The sequence below is a fragment of the Parageobacillus thermantarcticus genome, from assembly GCF_900111865.1.
GTDB lineage: Bacteria > Bacillota > Bacilli > Bacillales > Anoxybacillaceae > Parageobacillus > Parageobacillus thermantarcticus.
Map to the genome: position 1 here is coordinate 35,405 of NZ_FOJS01000006.1, position 21,520 is coordinate 56,924.

Sequence of the window (21,520 nt, forward strand, 5' to 3'; positions counted from 1 at the left end):
GTGAGATTGGCCATTCTCTTAAAGAAAGGGATATGTTGTGAATAACAATCCATTAAATATCATTCAATTGATTTGTATATTTATGTTGTCCATCGGGCTAATGAATCATGTCATTGTAATTCCACTGCTGTTAGACGCAGCCGGTCGTGATGCGTGGATTTCGGCAATCATGGCTCTTGGCGCATTGCCATTATGGCTTCCGCTCTTGTATTTTGTCATGAAACAATCCAAGCAAATGAATTTATTTTTATGGTTAAAAACAGAATTTAAAAGCGCCATTGCATATTTCGTAGCCATTCTTGGAAGCCTATTATTACTGGTTATCAGCTATATTACACTCAGCGACACGGTTACGTTTACTACTACTACCTACTTAACGCGTACACCCGATTGGGCCATTTTGTTAACTTTAACAGTAATGTGCTTTTATAACGCCTATCATGGCATACCATCCATTGCAAAGACAGCTGTCATCCTTTTACCATTCGTTTTTATTTTTGGGATTTTTGATCATAGCGGTTTGGAAACACTCATCATTTCCGAACAAACTTTACGTGATCATTTTTCTCGCTGTAAAGATGTGGCGATTCTTACCGCGACGATTCAACCGGACAACACCGCTAGCGGCGCGCTCACCTTAGTGTTCGTCTATTGCGAGGAGCTGTGTGACACCCAACTGATGAAACAAGTTATATTTCCGATGTTTCACGAAATGTGCCGTAAATATCCTTGCCATTCAGTGAACGAAATTGAGGCAAACAAACTGTTGCCAATGGAGTTGCTTGGAAAAGAAGTGCTGATGGATGATCTGGACTATCATCTCTTTAACGGTGATTTATTAGTCTACTTTCAGGAAGCCGATGTTTTATATTCCCTCACGCTTGCCAATCCGCCGAACCGCGATCCGGAAGAACCAAACACGGAAGTGTCCATCCGCGGTCCGAAAGACGGCTTTATTGAGGAAATTTCAAAAAACGTCGCACTCATCCGCAAGCGGATAAAATCTTATAAGCTCTGCTATGAACAATTTATCGTCGGAACAAGAAGCCAAACAAAAGTGGGATTAATGTACATCGATGACATCGCAAATCGCGAAATGATTCATGAAGTGAAAAAAGAATTTTGCAGTTAAATATTGATTCCATTATGAGTACCAATCAGTTGGAAGAACTGATTGGCGATAAACGTTTCTCGCTGTTTCCTTTATTTGCCTATACAGGACGCCCAGATTTTGCGGCAAATAGTTTATTGAATGGAAGATTTGTCATTTTGCTGGACGGGGTTCCTACCGTCATCATCGGTCCGGGAAACTTAATGTTTTTGCTGAATACATCAGAAGACAACGTTACAACACCTATCTTTGTCATTTTTCAGAGACTCCTTCGCTTTATGGGAATTTCGTTGGCTATTTATTTGCCCGGATTTTGGACCGCCTTATTATCTTTCCATCCAGGAGAAATACCATTCACTCTCTTAGGAACGGTTGTGCTTTCTAGACAGGGAGTGCCGCTGCCTGTCCCACTGGAAATGTTTATCATGGTCGGGTTGTTCGAAATTTTTAAAGAAGCGGGCATGCGCCTGCCGTTAGCGATCGGGCAAACGTTATCGGTTGTCGGCGGATTGATTATCGGACAATCGGCTGTCAACGCTGGCTTATTCACACCAGGAAGCCTTGTCGTTGCCGCCATTTCCGTTATCGCCGCGTTTACGTTAGTGAATCAAAATTTGTCAGGAACCGTGACGTTATTGCGCTTTATTGTCTTAGCGACTTCTTCTGTGCTAGGGTTATTTGGGTTTATCGCTTCTTTATTTTTACTTTTGACATATGTAGCGAATTTAAAAACATTTGGGATTCCGTATCTTACTCCGCTCTCTCCTCCAACCATGGATATTTTCAAAGTCTTAATTCCGAATGGTTGGAAACAATTCAAAAAAAGAGCAGGGTTGGTAAAACCGAAGGATGATACACCAAGGGGGGAAGCAAATTGAAACGCAAAACAGCCTTTCCCTTGATCCTCTCTATCTTTTTGTTGGCAGGATGCTGGGGAGCACAAAATATTGATCATCTTTTTTATGTTGGTGCAATTGGTGTAGATTATAAGGATGATCAGTTTATCGTTTATGTGGCCTTCACTAGCTTTACCGGATTAGCGAAAGTCGAGAGCGGAGGTGCCAAGGAAAAATCGGGCATTGCCATTGGAAAAGCCAAAGGCGAATCGTTTAATATTGCCACCGATAACCTGTATTCTTCTATTCAACGAATGGTGTCATGGGCGCATGTGAAAAGTATTGTGTTTACAAAAAGAGCGCTGAAGAAAGTAGTATTAGAAGACGTCTTAGACGTTTTAGACCGATATAACGAAATCAGGAATACAATATGGGTTTATGCGACAGATGAACCGTTAACAAAACTTTTCTTTGGAGCAACACCAGTTTTGCATACATCTCCATACTATTCTTTATTATCCAATCCTGAAGAGATTTCTCAGCAAAGTTCATTTATTTGGCCGATTCGCTTAAATCGCTTTGTAGCTGACATCCATGAGCCTTCCAAAACAGGGCAACTTCCCTATCTCAACATTGCGGCACACAATTGGCAGGAAGATGAAGAAAAAAAGCTGATGTTAAATTTAAAAGGAATGTGCTTTATAAACGATTATGAACTTCAAAAATGTTTTGATCGCTCTAAGTTGCTTGGAATCAGATGGCTGGAAAAAGAAAAAAGCAGGGTCACTATTTATGTGAAAAAAAGCAATAAAGTAGTCGCATCGATCACCGTTCTTCATCCGGAGTCAAAAATTTCCTACCAACGTAACGGAAATACTCCCGTATTTAACATAGACGTATCCATCAGTGGGAATGTGATTGAGTTAAGGGAAAAGTTAACGGAAAAACAGCTAATCCGCCTAGCGCAAAAAACGGTGGAAGAGGAAATAAGAGGACTCTACAAGTTAGGGCTAAAATACGATATCGATACCCTTAACCTTTCTGAAACGTTGTATCGCCAAAATCCAGAAGATTGGAAGAAGTTTTCTAAAAATGGAAAGATTTCATTAACGGATGAAAACTTAAAAAAGATCAACGTAAAAATCTCCATTGATACATCTGGGAAGGAGAAATTACGGTGATAATGTATTGTAAAAACTTTCTTTATCTCATCACCACAAATAAGTTATTATAATAAAATGTTTCCGAAAGAAAAAGTCGTTCACTTCCCAATAAAAGCAAAAAGGCTGTCTTCGCAAGAAACGAAGTCAGCCTTCCTTCATTTGCATATAAAGCTGACGGTTCAATGATTCCTGATTTGCAGAATGTTAGGAGGTTGCGCACCTTTTCCTAAGCCGTCTCCCTGCGCCTTTTTATACTTCCTCGAAATAGTCTTTATAAAACCCGCCGATTTTCCCGGTGTTATCAATAATAAAATAAAATTCTTCTGTTTCGTTTTTCACTTCATATGTTTTCCCTGGCGTCAGCACATGGTCAACGATGTATTTTTCCGCGTTGGTATGTACACATTTCACTTTTTTTAATGTTGGCCGTTTTAACCAAGTGTGATGTATCATGTACGACTCCCCTTTTTCTGTCATCATACTACTTCCATTTTAGCGGTATTTCGATTTGGCCGCAATATCCTTCTGCTTTTATGCGTTCCAGGCATTTGTCAATCGTTTCGCATTCTTCGACGACAAATATCTTTTTCATGCCCATCATCCCCCTTGTCGCCCTTGACGTCCCTTTCGCACCTTTGGCGGGTGTTGGTCAAGGGCGAATCCGGCTCCAAGGATGCCTCACGATGCTCCATGGGATGGCGGATGTGGAGTTTTCATAGAACTTTTGACGCTACCTTCTTTTTTAACTCAAGCGATAAGAAAAACCACCCTTCCCATCGGAAAGGTGGCTAGTATGTTTTAGGAAGAAGACGGAGCGTTTCGTTTTTTTCCTCTTAAGAAAAACGCTAAAATGAGCGCGAGAAACGCGAGCCCTGTCGCGACAAAAAACGCGTCGTTAATGCCTTCTATCGCGGAACGCTGCTGCACGATGCCATACAAAAGCTGCGCGATTGCCTCATCGCTTGGAATGACTTGTTTTAACTGCGCCACTATATCTAAGAAGAACGGATTGTTTTCCGTCATTTCGTTGCGATAATTTTCCGCATGAAACTTTGTGCGGTTCGACATGACGGTAACGAGAAACGCGGTACCAAGCGAAGCGGCGACTTGCCGCAATGTATTTGCCATCGCCGTTCCATGGCTGTATAAATGGCGCGGCAACGCGTTGAGCCCTTCCGTCATAATCGGCATCCCTAGCATCGACATGCCGAACATACGGAAAATGTATAACATCAAAATATGGCTGTATGGCGTATCCATTGTCAGCTTGCTGAACTCCCATGTCGTCACGACCGTAATGACTAGACCGACAATCGCAAGCATCCGCGCGCCGATGCGGTCAAAAATCCAACCGGAAATCGGCGACATGATAGCCATTACGATCGCTCCAGGCAAAAGCAGCAAGCCGGCGTCAAGCGGCGTAAAACCGCGCAAGTTTTGCAAATAAACCGGAAGCAGCACCATCGCGGCAAACAAGGCCATGTTGATGACACAGCCAATAATTGTAGATAATGTAAAGACGTTATATTTAAACACTCGAAAGTTTAAAATTGGGTTTTCCACCGTCAACGAACGCCACGTAAATAAAATAAGGAATACAACACCGACGATAATCGACACGATAACGTTCGTCTGCACCCAACCGTTGCTTCCCGCTTCGCTAAATCCATATAGCACACCGCCAAAACCGATCGTCGAATAAATCGCTCCGCGCCAATCGAGTGGCGGGTTACCTGTTTTCGACGTATCTTTTAACCAAAGAAAAGCTAGCACAATATCAATTATCGCAATCGGTAATACGACGTAGAATAAAAGGCGCCACGAATAGTGATCAACGATCCATCCGGATAACGTTGGGCCGACAGCCGGCGCAAACATCATCGCGATTCCGACCGTTCCCATCGCAACTCCGCGTTTTTCTGGCGGAAAAATATTTAACATAATAACCATCATCAATTGCATAATAATCCCCGCACCGATCGCTTGAATAAGGCGGCCGGTTAGCATGACGGCGAAGGAAGGAGCGACTGAACAAATAAAGGCGCCGATCGCAAAAAATGCCATCCCCGCAAGAAACAATTTCTTCGTAGGAAACTTCGCGATCAAAAAAGGGCTGATCGGAATCAACACACCGTTAATGAGCATGTATCCTGTGACAAGCCACTGAATCGTCGACGTTTCCACGTTAAAATCGTTCATCATATGCGGAAGTGCGACATTAATGAGCGTCTGATTCAAAATCGCCACAAACGCTCCAAGCATAATCGTAGCCACTACTTTAGCCCGACTATCGCCAATATTCGCCAATTCCGCTTGGCGCGGCGGCGCCGCTGTCGAAGCGGTCTCCACATTACGATTTACCATGATGCCGTTCGAAAGCTCCGCTTTTTCCGCGTCACGCGGGACGGGTGCGCTTTTTCGTCTTCTCACCGCAACATTGATAACAGCGAGAACGACAACGGAAAATATAATATAACCAGTTAAAAACGTTGACATATCCAATCACCTACTTGTGAATGCGAACAGTGACGTTCATTCCTGGTACTAGCCCCGCCCCGTTATCATCGTCAATCGAAATCGTAACCGGAATTACTTGCGTCACTTTCGTATAGTTGCCTGTATTATTGGAACTTGGCAACAAGCTAAACGTATTGGCAGTCGCATATCCAAGCTTCTCTACTTTCCCCGTAAATTTGCGATCTGGATAGGCGTCCACATAAATATCAACATCTTGGCCTACTTTGACATCTTCAATATCTGTTTCTTCTATATTTGCCGTCACCCATAAATCGTCTAAATCATAGCCGCGCGCCAACGTCATTCCCGCTGGGACAAACGAATTTTCGACGGCATTTTGTTGGACGATCGTCATATGATGTGGAACGGTGATCGGAATGTTATGTTTCCCGTCTGATACTTCACCGATTTGATCGCCGCTATTAAACGTTTTCCCAACGTTTCCCGACCAGCTTGTCAATTTTCCGGAATACGGCGAAGCAATCGAAATCGCCTGTCCGTCGATGCGAGCATTGTCTGTTTTAATATAGTTGGTTGCTTCATTAAAATAATAATATGCAGCAAAACCGCCGCCGACTAGCAAAATGAGAACGATAATATTTAACGCGATTAATCGTTTTACGTTCACTTTCTTATTCCTCCCCTAATAAAATATTTTTCATTTTTTGCTGGATTGAAAGAAATTGCAAAATTTCTTCCATATCAATAGTTTGTTCGATTTTTCGTAGCCGTTGCAAAAGGATGGATTCATGATTAAACGCTTCTTTAATCGTCTGTCTGCCTTTATCGGTCAAACTTAATATCACAGCACGGCGGTCTTCTTTCGACGTCTCCCGTGCCACCAACCCGGCGCTGACAAGACGGTCGACCGTACCGCTGACGTTGCTGTTGCTTAAATTTAATTTTTCCGCCAAATCGTTCAGCCGGATATTTTCTTTTTTCCATAACGTGTAAAGAATCATTAGTTGCACTTCTGTAATACCTACCCGGGCCGCATCTTCGCGGACGAGCCGGTACAACGCTTTTTGCATTCGAAACACCGAATACAGAATTTCTCGCCCAAGCTGTTCCATAAGCCCCCCTCCTCATTATGTATAATAGAAATAATTCCAATACGAATTATTTTTATACGAAGTATAATTATAACATGCTTATGTTATAAATCAACTATATTGTTTCGTTTTGGATAAAAAACTGCATGAGAAAAGCCGATCTCCGCAAGAGATCGGCTTTTCACTCACCTTTACGTACCGCCGCGTTTGCCGTTGGTTGAATGCAGTTTCTCAACCACACTCCACCAGGTGGGTGTTCGCAGAAACGTTCCTGTCGTCCTCAAACCTACCAAAAGTAGGGAGGCATGACATTCCCGTTTCGATGTAGAACTCCCTTTCTATTGCCATCGGTTGAAACTCATTCTTCAACGTACAACGCAGCGTTTTTAGTGATTATTATCATACATAATCTTTCTTTTTTTTTCAAGTGGTCGACTTACTTATTTCAGCATATATAAACGGCATACATAATAATGACAAGTTTAACGCTTTTCGTTAAGCTTATTTTTTAATTATACCGGATATACGCCATGTTTTCTTTCCGAGAACGTCATATATTTGGACATGTATGCTGCAAAACGGCGGATTAGTTCATCGCGCAAGTCGTTTGGCGCGATAATACCGTCGACGACCATTTCTGACGCAAGCCGGTAAATATCGATATCACGGCGGTATTCTTCACGTTTTTTTTCAACAAAGGCCGCGCGCTCTTCCTCCGGCAATTCGGCAATTTTATTCGCATAGACAGCGTTGACGGCTGCTTCCGGCCCCATGACGGCGATTTGCGCGTTTGGAAACGCTAAGCAGCAGTCCGGTTCAAACGCCGGCCCGGCCATCGCATACAGCCCAGCGCCGTATGCCTTGCGCACGATGATCGAAATTTTCGGCACGGTCGCTTCCGACATCGCTGAAATCATTTTCGCTCCATGGCGGATGATGCCAGCGCGTTCGACTTTTGTTCCGATCATAAAACCTGGAACATCGGCTAAAAAGAGAAGCGGAATGTTAAACGCATCGCAAAGAGTGATAAATTTCGCCGCTTTGTCGGCGGAATCATGGAACAAGACACCGCCTTTGACGCGCGGCTGATTGGCGATAATGCCGATCGACTGACCGTTTAAACGGGCAAGCCCAGTAATAATTTCCGGCGCAAACAACTTTTTGATTTCACAAAACGAATCTTCGTCGATCACGCGCTCGATGAGATCGTACATATTAAACGGGGCGTTTTGGTTCGACGGAATAATATCTTCAATCGTTTTTTCAAACGCTTTTGTCGGTTTCGCTTCCGCAACTGGCGGCTTTTCGCCGCAATGAGCCGGAAAATAGGATAGGTAGCGGCGGGCATAGGCGATCGCCTCTTCCTCCGTTTTCACCAGCACATCGCCGCAGCCGGAAACAGTGCAATGCATGCGAGCGCCGCCCATTTCTTCAAGCGTCACTTTTTCGCCGATCACCATTTCCGCCATGCGCGGCGAGCCTAAATACATCGAGGCGTTACCTTCGACCATGATGACAATGTCGCAAAACGCCGGAATATATGCGCCACCAGCCGCGGACGGGCCAAACAAGAGGCAAACTTGCGGCACTTTTCCCGATAATTTCACTTGGTTATAAAAGATGCGCCCCGCGCCGCGCCGTCCCGGGAACATTTCGATTTGATCCGTGATGCGCGCCCCGGCCGAGTCGACTAGATAAAGAATCGGGCAGCGCAATTTTTCCGCTGTTTCTTGAATGCGGATGATTTTTTCTACCGTCCGAGCTCCCCAAGAACCCGCTTTCACCGTAGAGTCGTTCGCCATGACGCATACCGTTTGGCCGTTGATTTTTCCAACCCCCGTCACAACACCATCCGCAGGAAGCCCATCAGCAAGGCAGTTTGCAAAGAGCGCGTCTTCAAATTCGAGCCCGTTATCCAACAGCAATTTTAAGCGGTCGCGGACAAACAGCTTTCCTTGCGCCGCATTTTTTTCGTGGTATTTTGGCGCTCCTCCTTGTTCAATTTGCCGAATTCGTTCCTGTAATTGCTCTGTCAGCACCACATTTTGTCTTTTCATGACATCGTTTGGTTGCATGCTGCCTTCCTCCTATTCCCCTTTGTAGATCGGTTTTCGTTTTTCTTTAAACGCTCGCAACCCTTCAAGACGGTCTTTTGTTGGAATCGTCACCTCATATGCCATTTGCTCGAGGCGCAATCCAGTCGCCAAATCGACATCGAACCCACGGTTGACCGCAAGTTTCGCCTGCCTGACGGCGATTGGCGCGTTGGCGGCGATTTGCCCGGCCATCTCGAGCGCTTTCTCCATTAATTGCGTACGCGGCACCGCGTATTCGATAAGGCCGATTTGTTCCGCTTCCTTGGCGGTAATGCGCTTAGCGGTGAAAATTAATTCCTTTGCTTTTCCAATTCCAATTAAACGCGGAAGCCGCTGCGTTCCGCCAGCGCCTGGAATGATTCCAAGCGATGTTTCTGTAAGACCAAATTGCGCCGTGTCTGCGGCGATGCGAATATCGCAAGCAAGGGCGAGCTCCAACCCTCCGCCAAACGCAGAACCGTTTAACGCGGCGATGACCGGATGCGGCAGCTGCTCTATCTTGTTGATCGTCTCACGAATATAAGCGACCGTTTTTTGTACTTCCGTTTCGTCCATGCCGGCGCGTTCTTTTAAATCCGCTCCGGCACAAAACGCTTTGTCTCCGGCTCCCGTGATGATGACAGCGCGAACGGACTTATCAAAGGCAAGATCATCAAGAAGCTTGGACAACTCGTTTAAGAGCGCGATCGATAGCGCGTTTGCCGCTTCCGGCCGGTTTAACGTTACAAGCGCAATTCCGTTTTCAAACGATTCGTATGAAACGAATGATGGCATCATATCCCTCCTTTGATTACCGCGCAATCGTTTGTAAATACCGGCTAGAAAGCGGACGGCCGATTTTATCCTGAATGAACAAAGCCGTAGCCGTTAATCGTTCGACATCGATGCCGGTGGCAATGCCCATGCCGTGAAGCATATAGACTAAATCATCTGTCGCCACATTCCCCGACGCGCCCGGCGCATATGGACAACCTCCTAACCCGCCAAGCGAACTGTCAAATGTTGTGATTCCCATTTCCAACGAAACGAGAATATTGGCCAAAGCCGTCCCCCTTGTATCATGAAAATGCATCGCCAGCTTTTCTTTTGGAAAGCGCTGCAAAACGGCTTCAAGCAACTCCAGCACTTGCTTTGGCGTGGCAACACCGATCGTGTCGCCTAATGAAAGCTCGTCAATTCCCATGGCAAACAACCGCTCGGAAACGCGGATGACTTGCTCGATCGAAACGTTTCCTTCATATGGGCAGCCAAAGGCGGTCGATACGTAGCCGCGGACCGTTTTTCCTGCTCGTTTTGCTGTTTTCACTACTTCTTCCAATACCGGAAACGTTTCTTCAATCGACTTATTAATATTTTTTCGGTTATGTGTTTCGCTCGCCGACATAAAAACCGCCACCTCATCCACTTCTGCGGCCAACGCTTTTTCCAATCCTTTTTGATTTGGAACGAGCGCGGCGTACGTCACGCCGGGCGCCCGTTCAATTCTCATCGCCACTTCCAACGCATCGGCAAGCTGCGGAATCCACTTTGGATGGACGAATGAAGTAATTTCGATATAAGTGAGCCCGGTTTTGGACAATTGGTTAATCCAGGCGATTTTATCTTCAGTCGCGATCTGTGTTTTTTCATTTTGCAGCCCGTCGCGCGGACCGACTTCCTTAATCGTAACTTGCTTTGGCCATTTGTTCATTTCCATCCCACCTCTTACTCTAGTTCGAGAAGCACATCTCCCTCATTGACGAAGTCCCCTTCTTGCACATGAATCTGTTTCACGACTCCGGAAGATTCAGCAACGATCGGAATTTCCATTTTCATCGATTCTAAAATGATGACATCTTGCCCTTCACCCACTTCGTCGCCTACCGATACGACAATTTTCCATACACTTCCTGCCATTGACGCGACTACTTGACTCATCGCTTCTACCTCCATTTCTTCTATTTTGTCGATGCGGTTTGCAAATGTTTTTCGATGAAATTGGTGGTTGTGTCTCCCATTTGGAACGCAGGGTGGGAAAGCACCTCTTTTAGCATTGAAATGTTTGTTTTAATTCCTTCAATTTGATAGTTTTCTAGCGCCATAAGCATGCGTTGGATCGCTTCCTGACGGTTGTTTCCTTTCGTAATGAGTTTGGCAATCATTGGATCGTAAAACGGCGTGACCATCATGCCGCTTTGCACTGCCGTTTCATTGCGCACGCCTTCTCCTTGCGGCAGTCCGAAGCTCGTGATTTTCCCTGGCGACGGTAAAAACGTTTTTGGGTCTTCCGCATAGATGCGCACTTCCATCGCATGGCCGTCGCGGCGAATGTCTTCCTGTTTATAGCGAAGCGGTTCCCCCGCGGCGATGCGCAATTGTTCCTCGACTAAATCGATACCGGTGATTTCTTCCGTTACCGGATGTTCGACTTGCAATCTCGTATTCATTTCGAGAAAGTAAAAGTTTTTTTGTTCATCGACTAAAAATTCCATCGTTCCGGCGTTCGTATAGCCGATATGTTTGGCAGCCTTGACAGCAGCTTCCCCCATTTTCCGCCGCGTTTTTTCGTCTAAAAACGGCGATGGCGCCTCTTCGATGACTTTTTGGTGGCGGCGCTGAATCGAACATTCGCGTTCCCACAAATAAATGCAGCTTCCATATTGATCAGCGAGAAGCTGAATCTCAATATGGCGCGGATTGGCGATATACTTTTCCAAATACATCGACCCGTCGCCAAAGAACGATGCAGCACGCTTTTGGTTGCTTGCAAACGCTTTGCGCAACTCGTCTTCATCGCGGGCGATTTGCATGCCGATGCCGCCGCCTCCCGCCGAAGCTTTTAACATAATCGGATACCCGATCGCTTCAGCAGTTTTTATCGCTTCCTCTACATCTTGAAGCGGAAAAGAGATGCCTGGTACGATCGGCACTCCAGCTTCTGCCATCGTTTTTCTCGCTTCAATTTTGCTTCCCATTTTTGCGATCACATTCGCTTTCGGCCCGATAAAGACGATATTCTCTTCTTCGCAGCGGCGGGCAAATTCTGGGTTTTCCGATAGCAATCCATAGCCCGGATGAATGGCTTCCGCCTTCGTCATTTTCGCGACTTCGATTATTTTCTCGATATTCAAATAACTTTCGCTAACCCGCGGCTTGCCTATAAGATGTGCTTCGTCCGCTAATTGCACATGAAGCGAATCGGCATCCGCTTCCGAATAAACGACGACCGTTTGAATTCCTAGTTTTTTGCATGTGCGAATGACACGTGCAGCAATTTCCCCGCGATTGGCGACTAATATTTTTGAAAACATCATAATATTCACCCTTTGCGTCATTGTTTGATGGCCAAGCGCGGCTTCGAGGAAGAAGCGCGCCTGACAGCAACCATATTAATTCGTTAATCCAAGGCGTTGTTTCGCCATTTCTCGCAATTTGAATTTTTGGATTTTTCCAGATGCTGTCATTGGGAATGAATTGGTAAATTCGATATAGCGCGGAATTTTATGACGCGAAATTTTTCCGCGGCAAAACTCGCGAATTTCATCCGCCGTCGCTGTTTCCCCGTCTTTCAAAATAATCCACGCCATGACTTCCTCGCCGTATTTTTCATCCGGCACGCCGACGACTTGAACATCCAAAATTTTTGGATGTTTGTATAAAAACTCTTCAATTTCGCGCGGATAAATATTTTCCCCACCGCGAATAATCATGTCTTTTAGTCGTCCCGTAATCCGGCAATATCCGTTTTCATCCATCACTGCTAAATCGCCAGTATGCAGCCATCCGTCTTCATCAATGACTTCTTTCGTCGCTTCCGGATTGTTGTAATAGCCTTTCATCACATGGTAGCCACGCGTGCATAATTCTCCTTGCACGCCTGGCGGCACTTCTTCATTCGTGCTTGGATCAACAATTTTTACTTCCACGTTTGGAAGCGCGCGTCCGACTGTTTCGACGCGAAGGTGAATCGGATCGTCCGTTCTCGTTTGCGTAATCACCGGTGATGATTCCGTCTGCCCATACGCGATCGTAATTTCCCTCGCCCCCATTTTCTCAATAACCGCTTTCATCACTTCAATCGGGCAAGGGGAACCAGCCATAATTCCGGTGCGAAGTGATGACAAATCGTATTTTTCAAAATCGGGGTCGTTTAATTCGGCGATAAACATCGTCGGCACTCCATGCAGCGCAGTGCATTTCTCATCTTGAACCGTTTGCAGCACTTGCTTTGGATGGAATTCTTGAATCGGCACCATCGTCGCGCCGACTGAGACGCATGCCAGCGTACCGAGCACACATCCGAAACAATGGAAAAATGGCACAGGAATGCAAAGCCGGTCTTCTTTCGTCAGCTTCATACATTGCGCGATGTTGTAAGCGTTGTTGACAATGTTATTATGGGTGAGCATGACTCCTTTTGGGAATCCTGTTGTACCTGAGGTGTACTGCATGTTGATGACATCATGAGGGTCAAGCGAGTTCATCTGTTCGTCTAGCTGCTCTTCCGTTACGTCTTGTGCCAGTGCAAGAATATCGTTCCACGTATACGCACCTGGATAGCGCTTATCACCGATCACGATGACGTTTTTTAATTTTGGAAGCCGTTTTGCCTGCAATTGCCCAGGCTTGCATTCGCGCAACTCCGGAGCAATTTCGTAAAGGATGTCGATATAGGAGGAATCGCGATACCGTTCTATTAATAGAAGGGTGGTCGAATCAGATTGTTTTAATAAATATTCCAGTTCTGCCGCACGGTAATTCGTATTTACCGTGACAAGCACCGCACCCATTTTTCCAGTAGCAAACTGGCACGCAAGCCATTCCGGCACATTCGTCGCCCAAATCGCCACATGTTCTCCTTTTTCGATTCCTAGTCCCATAAATCCACGGGCAACAAGACGGCAATAATCGTCAAATTGTTTGTACGTCATTCTTAAGCCGCGGTCTGCATACACGACCGCTTCATGATCTGGATGCAGCTTTGCTTTTTCTTCCAGCAGCTTCCCCACCGTGACCGTCAACATAAACGTCTCCTCCCCTTTGTCCAAATTCCTTTCTAACTATATGCGCGTTCCCCAGAATTTAGCATCCAAGTTGACGGGCAATCACGAGACGTTGAATTTCCGACGTGCCTTCCCCGATTTCCATCAGTTTGATGTCGCGTAAATGGCGCTCGACTCCATACTCTTTCATATACCCATAGCCGCCGTGAATTTGAATCGCCTGATTGCAAACGCGGAAGCCCATTTCCGAAGCAAACAGTTTCGCGAACGATGCTTCTTTTGTAAACGATTTTCCTTGATCTTTTAACCATGCTGCCTTATACACCATATTGCGAGCAAGCTCAATTTCCATCGCCATGTCGGCAAGCTTAAACTGTATCGCTTGAAATTTCGAAATAGTCTGACCGAATTGGACACGCTCTTTCGCGTATTGAAGCGCTTTCTCAAACGCGGCTTGCGCAATGCCAACCGCCAATGCGGCAATGGAGATGCGGCCGCCATCAAGCGTGTACAAAAATTGTTGAAACCCTTTTTTCGCATCGCCAAGCACGTTTTCTTTTGGCACGCGGACGTTTTCAAATATTAATTCGCACGTGTTCGAGGCGCGGACGCCCATTTTGTCGTAGTTCGAGCGGATTGTAAATCCCGGAGTATCGGTTGGAACGATGATCGCGGAAATGATGTTTTTGCCTCGTTCGTCTTTTCCTGTTACCGCCGTGACAATCACTTGTCTCGAATATTGAGCGTTAGTAATCCAGCACTTCTCACCGTTAATGACATACTCATCGCCGTCTAATACCGCTGTCGTCTGCGTTCCGCCTGCATCGGACCCGGCGTTTGGTTCGGTCAAGCCAAACGCTCCCAACGTTTCTCCTTTTGCCATCGGCACAAGCCATTTTTGCTTTTGTTCTTCCGTGCCGAAGTAATAAATCGGGCTTGCTCCTAGGGAAACGGCAGCGGCATAACTTAATCCAGTTCCTCCGCATGCGCGGCCGATTTCTTCCACGGCGATCGCATATGAAATTGTATCTCCGCCAGCGCCACCGTATTTTTCCGGAAACGGAATGCCTAAAAGCCCCAACTCTCCCATTTTTTTAAAAACTTCAACAGGGAAATGCGCTTCTTCATCCCATTTCGCCGCATATGGCGCGATTTCCTTCTCAGCAAAGTCACGGACCATCTCTTTAATCATCTGCTGCTCTTTTGTTAATGCGAAATTCATTCTCTCTCCCCCATTCAATTTATCATTTTTAAACCGACTAGTCGGTTTAATAAGTATACAACTATTGAGACCGACTAGTTGGTTTGTTTTATATGCAAAACAATGATTGGTGCTTCTTTAAATTTTTTAATATTACTGTTGAAGTGAACAAGAAAACGGTTTAATGAAAAAGTTGGATATTTGCGGCCGCTGCTTTGCTTCTTCCGTCAAAATGGAATGCAAAATAAAATCAGCGAAATAGTTTGCAATTTGTTCAATCGTCATCGGACCTTCTGGATTATACCATTTGTATGTCCAATTCACCATGCCGATGATCGACATTCCGGCAATTTCAACAGATAATTCAGGCCGAAATTCACCCGCCTCGATTCCTTCGCGGATAACGCGGAAGATGATTTGCTTAAATTCATCCCGTTTTTGGTTAATTTTTTCGGAATACTCCGGTTTTAAATACGCGCTTTCTTGGTAGAAAACAGCAATATGCGGTTTATATAAGTGAAACACTTTGACAAACGACTGAATGATGGCATATAACCGTTCTGTTGGAGTTGTGTAATTTTCATACGCTTCTTGCGCTTTATTCAACACATACGTAATAAATACGTCATGAATGCGATAAAGAAGTTCATCTTTTGATTTGAAGTTATGATAAAATCCGCCTTTCGATGTGTTGCTTTCCGTCACAATCCGGTCGACTGTCACACCATGATAGCCGTATTTTTCAAATAAACGAAGTGCTGTGTCAATAATTCGGTCCTTTAACGTTTTTTCTGCCATGAAAAATCTCCTTTACCTCTATGTTACTGTTATTTTCTGAAAAATAAAATATTTCTATTTATAAAATACGGAATCATTACGGAATTGTCAACTATCCGCTTTTTCCGGGATATGCTCCATCCCGCGCAACGTCATGCCGCGATGAGTCAATGTAATCGCATTTTGCATCCTGCTCCTCTCCTTTCTAATTTTCTCTAACTACATTACGATGTTCTCCACCTTTGGATGCGATTCCTCTATGGCATACAGGTAAATTTCTTACAAATTTTATACATAATCATGACCGTTTTTCCAAATTATAAAAATGGAGGTGGTTTCTTTTGAAACCGATGTTATGCCCAAACTGTAAAACAAATCGAACCCGTTTCCATTTCATCGAGCAACATCCAAAAGCAGTAAAGCTTAATCCACAAACAGGCGAAATTGAACAAGAATATGCGAACGAGTCATTAGAACCGTTCCATCTTCCGTATCGCGGCCCGAGCTATCGCGTGCAATGCGGCGTATGCGGATTAATAGAGGATGCCGAGATGTTTATTCAACGCGCGAAATTGGCACAAATGGGGAGGGAAACATGACAAACAAAAAGCAAACAATTGGAGCATGATGAAATCAGGCAAACAAAACTTCGCGATAGGCAAACGTTTATTGCAAAACAAATGGGATGACGCGGTTACGCCATCCCTCATATATGTTACTGGAAAAATTCGACGTCATATCCTTTCTTCAACAAGACTTGATGTATTTGATGAATATGTTCTCGATTTTTTGTTTCGAGCGAGAAGTGAATTTCTGCCTGACCCGGCAATACTTTTGCACCAATGCGCTGATGATGGATCGACATGACGTTTGCTTCCAGTTCAGCAATAATGCGCAACAGCTTATTGAGCTGGCCGGGTTTATCGGAAATGACGGTCGTAAACGTAACAAACCGCCCGGATTCGACGAGCCCGCGTTCAATGATTCGCGAAATCAGAGTGACATCGACATTGCCCCCGCTTAAAATGGCAACGACTTTTTTTCTGGTAAACGGCAATTTTTGATACAATAACGCCGCCAATGGACATGCCGCAGAGCCTTCGACCAGCAGCTTGTTACGTTCCAATAAATACAGCATCGTTCGGGAAATTTCCGCTTCTTCGACGCAAACGACACCATCGACATATTTTTCAATATATTCGTACGTAATATTTCCCGGCTTCTTCACTGCAATGCCATCAGCAATCGTCTCGGAAGAAGCAATCGTTACCGGCTTTTTATGGCGAAGCGCTGCCGTCATTCCGGGACAAGCAGACGATTCGACGCCATATACTTCAATCGACGGCTTTAACTGCTTTAATGTAAACGCCAATCCGGCAAGCAATCCGCCGCCCCCAATCGGACATAGCACCACATCGACATCCGGAAGCTGCTCGATAATTTCTAAGCCAATCGTCCCTTGTCCTGCCATAACCGCCAAATCATCAAACGGATGGACAAACGTCATGCCGCGCTGCCGCTGCAATTCGAACGCGTACTCAAGCGACTCGTCAAACACATCGCCGTGCAAAATCACTTCCGCTCCGTATCCTTTTGTCGCTTCAACCTTGCTTAACGGCGCTCCTTTCGGCATGACGATCGTGCATGGAATGCCGATCATGCTGCTCGAATAGGCTACCCCTTGAGCATGGTTTCCAGCCGAAGCAGCAATGACTCCGCGCTTTCGTTCCGCTTCGCTCAATGACATAATTTTATTGAACGATCCGCGCACTTTAAACGATCCTGTCTTTTGTAAATTTTCTAGCTTCATGTATACTTCATTTCCGGAAAGATTCGTGAACGTTTGGGAATGCTCAAGCGGAGTTTCATGAACAACCTCTTTCATTTTTTCCTTTGCTTCTAAAACATCATTCAATGTTAACATCGTTTTCATCACCTAACTATCGTTCATTTAAAAGCCGATATTGATCATTATACATAAATAATATTTTGTCTACAAATTATATCCGGATATAACGTTTTTCATTTTCTAATAAATGCGCCACGTACAAAAGGAAACCCTAAAAAGCTTAATATAATGCAAATAAGCCGAATATACCGACTCTATTTGGATTAAGTCCAAAATTTTGTGTAAAAAGAAACGGCAAAAAACAGTTTGATTTCTCCAAAACGTCAATTTGCTGAACCAAGAAATGAAAATTTACACAATAATCAGGACTTGATCCTCTATTTGAGTTTTTTCTTGTGATTATTTTTATTGATTATTTAGAACATAGTTCAATAAATACAAAAAAATAGTTTCATTTTCTCGCTTTGCCATAGAGATTTTATCTATTTCGATTTGCGAAATATTTCTGTTTGTTCCATAAGTAAAAAACTGTAAAAAAAGTAGGCAGCCATCATGTCTTTTATTTATTGCGATTATTTTTGATTTTGTATTTAGCACAATGTTTGATTAAATATAGCAAAATAAAATGATTGTTTCTTTCTGATTTTTTTCGTAATCTATATTATTGGCGCAATTTTTTTGAAAAGAGGCGGTCTTAATGAAAGAAACGATGACGCGAAGAGAAAAAATCATTCAGTTGCTCCATATTTTTCTGCCTGTATTTATTACTCAAGTCGGCCAATACGCAATGAACTTTGCCGATGTCACGATGTCAGGGCACGCCAGTTCGAGCGATTTAGCCGGAGTCGCCATTGGCTCGAACTTGTGGGTTCCCATTTTTACAGGAACGAGCGGCATTTTGCTCGCTCTCACACCGATTGTCGCGCAACACCTTGGCGCAAAACGATACGAGCAAATTTCCCATGCGGTCATCCAAGCGATATATTTAGCGATTGTCATCGCCCTAGTCATCATCGCTAGCGGCGCCGCTGCCTTAAATCCGATTTTAAATCATATGAATTTAGAAGCAAAAGTGCAGCGCATCGCCCATGACTATTTAATTGCCCTTTCATTCGGCATGATTCCGTTGTTTCTTTATTACGTACTGCGCTGTTTTATTGATGCGCTTGGGCAGACGAAAATCACGATGTTGATTACATTAACAGCGCTTCCTATTAACATTTTGTTTAACTACTTGCTCATTTATGGGAAATGGGGCTTTCCGAAACTCGGCGGCGTCGGGACTGGCTATGCAACGGCAATCACATATTGGTATTCCTGTTTTATCGCAATCATCATCGTCGTCCGCTTCCGGCGGTTTGCGCGCTTCAACCTATTTCAACGTTTTTACCGTCTTTCTTTCGCCGCATGGAAAGAACTATTAAAAATCGGGCTGCCGATCGGTTTTGCCGTTTTTTTTGAAACGAGCATTTTCGCCGCCGTCACATTGTTAATGAGCGAGTTTCATACGACGACGATCGCCGCCCATCAAAGCGCGATGAATTTCGCTTCGTTTCTTTACATGATCCCATTGAGCATCTCGATGGCATTGACGATCGCCGTTGGTTTCGAAGTTGGGGCGAATCGTTACAAAGACGCGAAACAATACAGCTTTATCGGCATTGGAATGGCGGTGTCGATAGCGATTGTTACTTCGCTTTTGCTTTATTTTTTCCGCGGGGATATTGCCAAAATTTATACGGACGAACAAGATGTATTATCGTTGACGACGCAATTTTTGCTATATGCGATTTTCTTTCAGTTTTCCGACGCCGTAGCAGCCCCGATTCAAGGAGCGCTTAGAGGATATAAAGATGTCAATGCTACATTTTGGGCCGCTTTCGCTTCGTATTGGTGCATCGGTCTTCCATTCGGCTATATGCTTGCCAATCTCACTTCTTTCGGGGCGTTTGGATATTGGATCGGACTGATTGCAGGATTAGCTTCTGGAGCAATATTCCTCTTTTTCCGCCTTCTTTATATCCAGCGCCGCTACCGGCAAGTTTCTTCCCAATGAAAAAGACGGCACTCTTTGCCGTTTGCCTTCCATGGCATAGCGAAAGACGAATGCGGAAACGAACGAGGATTCATTTATACGAAAAAAGAGGCTGTCTAAAGCCTCTTTTTCGTTTAATATACGATTTTCTCTTTTTCTAGTTCGCGTTTTCCAAATTTTGTATACAATCTTGAGAAAGCGGATAAAATTAATTGAGATTAGTGCGCAAATTACAATTTTCAAACTCTCTATTTTCATCTTTTCGCTAAAATACTTCCATCATCGCGGCTGGACAATGCTCGAAAGCTAAATCATTAACGATGTTGGCAATGCGGAAAAACCTTTTCTCAAAACGAAAAAATGAGGAAGAAGCGACTGATTAGCTTCTTCCCGATTATTGGACCGTTAGCACCATGTTGCCCCGACAATAATGAGCAAGATGAACAAGACGACGATAAGCACAAAACTACGGCCATAACCGTGGCCACCCCAGCCGTAGCCATAACCGTATCCACCCCAACCGTAGCCGCCGCCCCAGCCATAGTAGCCATATGGCATTGTATGCTCACCTCCTTACATTAATTAATTAGGCGATTAGTACCCCCAACCACCAATACATGCGCATCCAACAATAATCAACAAAATGAACAAAACGACGATTAGCGCAAATCCACCGCCGTAAGCTGCACCCACCATTGAGCACCTCCTTCATTTTTGTACTAGTAGACTATTCATTTCGGTTACAAATGGTTAGATATTTTCATAAAAATGGGTGTTCAGCGGATTGTTTCGACCTTGCCCGCTTCGACAAAAAGTGGTTGGCGAACCAACCATGACTAATTTATTAGTTCATCGCCGCGCTCGATATAAAAGAAAAACGGACCGATGTTTCGATCCGTTTTCTACATTCCAAATGAATTTCGTTTAACGATTTTATCGTGCCACCCTTGCATCCATTTTGTTTTGGAAAAAGAAAAAATGACAAGCGCCGCCCAAATGCAGCTAAACGCGTATACGTGCGCTTTCGTAAACGCTTCGTGAAACAAAAATATTCCAAATAATAATGTCAACGTCGGGGCGATATATTGGAGAAATCCGAGCATCGTAAGCGAAATCCGCTTCGCTCCTTTTGCGAAATATAAGAGTGGAACGGCAGTTGCCGGACCAGCGCCGATCAATAATAACGCCTGCCAAACGGTGATCGTCGATAAAAGCGAAGCATGTTGGTGATATAAAACAAACAAATAGATGAAAGAAATCGGTGTGACAACCATTGTCTCCAACGTCAAGCCGATCGCGGAATCAACGCTTGCCAGTTTTTTCACTAGCCCGTAAACACCGAAGGAAAAGGCAAGCGATAGCGCAATCCACGGAAATGCGCCATATTGGAATGCCATCATGCAAACTCCGATAGTAGCGAGAAGAAAGGAAATCCATTGCCATACATTGAGACGTTCCTTTAATACGACCATTCCTAATACGACGCTCACTAGCGGATTAATATAATAACCTAAGCTCGTTTCGACGACATGGCCGTGGTTGACCGCCCATATGTATATAAACCAGTTCGCGCTGATTAAAACCGCCGCTGCGCTTATTCCCCATGCCAACTTTGGCTGCTTGATCATCATCGATACGAGTTTTCGCCACGATGTGATCTGCCTTGTTACAACAAGCAGCGCGACCATAAAGAAAAACGACCATATGATCCGATGGGCTAAAATTTCCATGGCAGGTCGCGATTCTAGCATCTTCCAATAAAGCGGTAAAATCCCCCACAGCAAATAAGAAAATGCCGTGTACAACATTCCGATTTTCTCTTCACTTATGCGATTCACTTCTCTATCCCCTTTTATACTTGATTACTTTTGTTTTACTGAACCATTATAATCATTTTTCTG

20 protein-coding genes, 1 other RNA gene and 2 pseudogenes are annotated in these 21,520 nt (G+C 44.6%); 5 read left to right on the forward strand and 18 right to left on the reverse strand.

Annotation, left to right across the window (positions count from 1 at the left end):
• Window positions 1-37 precede the first annotated feature (37 nt).
• The 3 genes and pseudogenes from BM278_RS18650 to BM278_RS05460 form a co-directional block, all read left to right on the forward strand.
• A pseudogene (locus BM278_RS18650) lies at window positions 38-487 on the forward strand (GerAB/ArcD/ProY family transporter); the annotation flags it as partial.
• Window positions 473-1,989: pseudogene (locus tag BM278_RS19175) on the forward strand (spore germination protein). The pseudogenes BM278_RS18650 and BM278_RS19175, both read left to right, overlap by 15 nt.
• Window positions 1,986-3,128, forward strand: coding sequence for a Ger(x)C family spore germination protein (locus tag BM278_RS05460; protein ID WP_090948369.1), 1,143 nt, complete (start codon window positions 1,986-1,988; stop codon window positions 3,126-3,128). Before BM278_RS19175 ends, BM278_RS05460 begins: the two are co-directional and overlap by 4 nt.
• A gap of 231 nt (window positions 3,129-3,359) precedes the next feature.
• Here the strand turns inward: BM278_RS05460 and BM278_RS05465 are convergent, their stop codons facing one another.
• The 14 genes from BM278_RS05465 to BM278_RS05525 all read right to left on the reverse strand — a co-directional run bounded on the left by BM278_RS05465 (window position 3,360) and on the right by BM278_RS05525 (window position 15,756).
• Entirely contained in the window at window positions 3,360-3,563 is a 204-nt protein-coding gene (locus tag BM278_RS05465; RefSeq protein ID WP_090948428.1) for a DUF6501 family protein, read from the reverse strand.
• A 28-nt stretch (window positions 3,564-3,591) separates the two neighbouring features.
• On the reverse strand, window positions 3,592-3,702 hold the full coding sequence (locus BM278_RS18275) for an NETI motif-containing protein (protein ID WP_143093420.1): 111 nt from the start codon (window positions 3,700-3,702) through the stop codon (window positions 3,592-3,594).
• Between the two features lie 206 nt (window positions 3,703-3,908).
• The gene (locus BM278_RS05470; RefSeq protein WP_090948370.1) at window positions 3,909-5,606 is read right to left on the reverse strand and encodes a DHA2 family efflux MFS transporter permease subunit; all 1,698 of its coding nucleotides are present in this window, start codon (window positions 5,604-5,606) and stop codon (window positions 3,909-3,911) included.
• A 10-nt stretch (window positions 5,607-5,616) separates the two neighbouring features.
• A complete protein-coding gene (locus BM278_RS05475; RefSeq protein ID WP_090948371.1) occupies window positions 5,617-6,255 on the reverse strand; it encodes an HlyD family secretion protein in 639 nt (212 codons plus the stop codon).
• 4 nt (window positions 6,256-6,259) lie between these two features.
• The gene (locus BM278_RS05480; protein WP_090948372.1) at window positions 6,260-6,700 is read right to left on the reverse strand and encodes a MarR family winged helix-turn-helix transcriptional regulator; all 441 of its coding nucleotides are present in this window, start codon (window positions 6,698-6,700) and stop codon (window positions 6,260-6,262) included.
• Between the two features lie 173 nt (window positions 6,701-6,873).
• Window positions 6,874-7,066: non-coding RNA, 6S RNA (ssrS, locus tag BM278_RS05485), on the reverse strand.
• Window positions 7,067-7,191: 125 nt separating this feature from the next.
• Complete coding sequence (locus BM278_RS05490) at window positions 7,192-8,736, reverse strand: acyl-CoA carboxylase subunit beta (protein WP_425272962.1); 1,545 nt, start codon at window positions 8,734-8,736, stop codon at window positions 7,192-7,194.
• 30 nt (window positions 8,737-8,766) lie between these two features.
• Window positions 8,767-9,549: an enoyl-CoA hydratase gene (locus tag BM278_RS05495; protein ID WP_090948374.1), complete on the reverse strand. Its 783-nt coding sequence runs from the start codon at window positions 9,547-9,549 to the stop codon at window positions 8,767-8,769.
• A gap of 16 nt (window positions 9,550-9,565) precedes the next feature.
• Window positions 9,566-10,465: a hydroxymethylglutaryl-CoA lyase gene (locus tag BM278_RS05500; RefSeq protein WP_090948375.1), complete on the reverse strand. Its 900-nt coding sequence runs from the start codon at window positions 10,463-10,465 to the stop codon at window positions 9,566-9,568.
• 14 nt (window positions 10,466-10,479) lie between these two features.
• The gene (locus BM278_RS05505) at window positions 10,480-10,692 is read right to left on the reverse strand and encodes an acetyl-CoA carboxylase biotin carboxyl carrier protein subunit (protein ID WP_090948376.1); all 213 of its coding nucleotides are present in this window, start codon (window positions 10,690-10,692) and stop codon (window positions 10,480-10,482) included.
• A gap of 20 nt (window positions 10,693-10,712) precedes the next feature.
• The gene (gene accC / locus BM278_RS05510; RefSeq protein ID WP_090948429.1) at window positions 10,713-12,065 is read right to left on the reverse strand and encodes an acetyl-CoA carboxylase biotin carboxylase subunit; all 1,353 of its coding nucleotides are present in this window, start codon (window positions 12,063-12,065) and stop codon (window positions 10,713-10,715) included.
• A 78-nt stretch (window positions 12,066-12,143) separates the two neighbouring features.
• Window positions 12,144-13,778 carry an AMP-binding protein gene (locus BM278_RS05515; protein ID WP_090948377.1) on the reverse strand — a complete coding sequence of 545 codons (1,635 nt, stop codon included), beginning with the start codon at window positions 13,776-13,778 and terminating at the stop codon, window positions 12,144-12,146.
• Window positions 13,779-13,836: 58 nt separating this feature from the next.
• Complete coding sequence (locus BM278_RS05520; protein ID WP_090948378.1) at window positions 13,837-14,979, reverse strand: acyl-CoA dehydrogenase; 1,143 nt, start codon at window positions 14,977-14,979, stop codon at window positions 13,837-13,839.
• Window positions 14,980-15,111: 132 nt separating this feature from the next.
• Window positions 15,112-15,756 (reverse strand): TetR/AcrR family transcriptional regulator, encoded by a 645-nt coding sequence (locus BM278_RS05525; RefSeq protein ID WP_090948379.1) that lies wholly within the window; start codon window positions 15,754-15,756, stop codon window positions 15,112-15,114.
• 320 nt (window positions 15,757-16,076) lie between these two features.
• Here BM278_RS05525 and BM278_RS05530 point away from each other — a divergent pair, with 320 nt between their 5' ends.
• Window positions 16,077-16,334 carry a DNA alkylation repair protein gene (locus BM278_RS05530; RefSeq protein ID WP_090948380.1) on the forward strand — a complete coding sequence of 86 codons (258 nt, stop codon included), beginning with the start codon at window positions 16,077-16,079 and terminating at the stop codon, window positions 16,332-16,334.
• A 116-nt stretch (window positions 16,335-16,450) separates the two neighbouring features.
• Here BM278_RS05530 and ilvA read toward each other — a convergent pair whose 3' ends face one another.
• The gene (gene ilvA, locus BM278_RS05535) at window positions 16,451-17,659 is read right to left on the reverse strand and encodes a threonine ammonia-lyase (RefSeq protein ID WP_090948381.1); all 1,209 of its coding nucleotides are present in this window, start codon (window positions 17,657-17,659) and stop codon (window positions 16,451-16,453) included.
• A 622-nt stretch (window positions 17,660-18,281) separates the two neighbouring features.
• Between ilvA and BM278_RS05540 the strand changes: the two genes are divergently transcribed.
• The gene (locus BM278_RS05540) at window positions 18,282-19,640 is read left to right on the forward strand and encodes an MATE family efflux transporter (RefSeq protein WP_090948382.1); all 1,359 of its coding nucleotides are present in this window, start codon (window positions 18,282-18,284) and stop codon (window positions 19,638-19,640) included.
• Between the two features lie 384 nt (window positions 19,641-20,024).
• Here the strand turns inward: BM278_RS05540 and BM278_RS05545 are convergent, their stop codons facing one another.
• The 3 genes from BM278_RS05545 to rarD all read right to left on the reverse strand — a co-directional run bounded on the left by BM278_RS05545 (window position 20,025) and on the right by rarD (window position 21,427).
• A complete protein-coding gene (locus tag BM278_RS05545) occupies window positions 20,025-20,177 on the reverse strand; it encodes a YjcZ family sporulation protein (RefSeq protein WP_090948383.1) in 153 nt (50 codons plus the stop codon).
• Between the two features lie 36 nt (window positions 20,178-20,213).
• Complete coding sequence (locus BM278_RS05550) at window positions 20,214-20,315, reverse strand: YjcZ family sporulation protein (RefSeq protein WP_090948384.1); 102 nt, start codon at window positions 20,313-20,315, stop codon at window positions 20,214-20,216.
• Between the two features lie 206 nt (window positions 20,316-20,521).
• Entirely contained in the window at window positions 20,522-21,427 is a 906-nt protein-coding gene (gene rarD / locus BM278_RS05555; protein WP_208601755.1) for an EamA family transporter RarD, read from the reverse strand.
• Window positions 21,428-21,520: the final 93 nt, after the last annotated feature.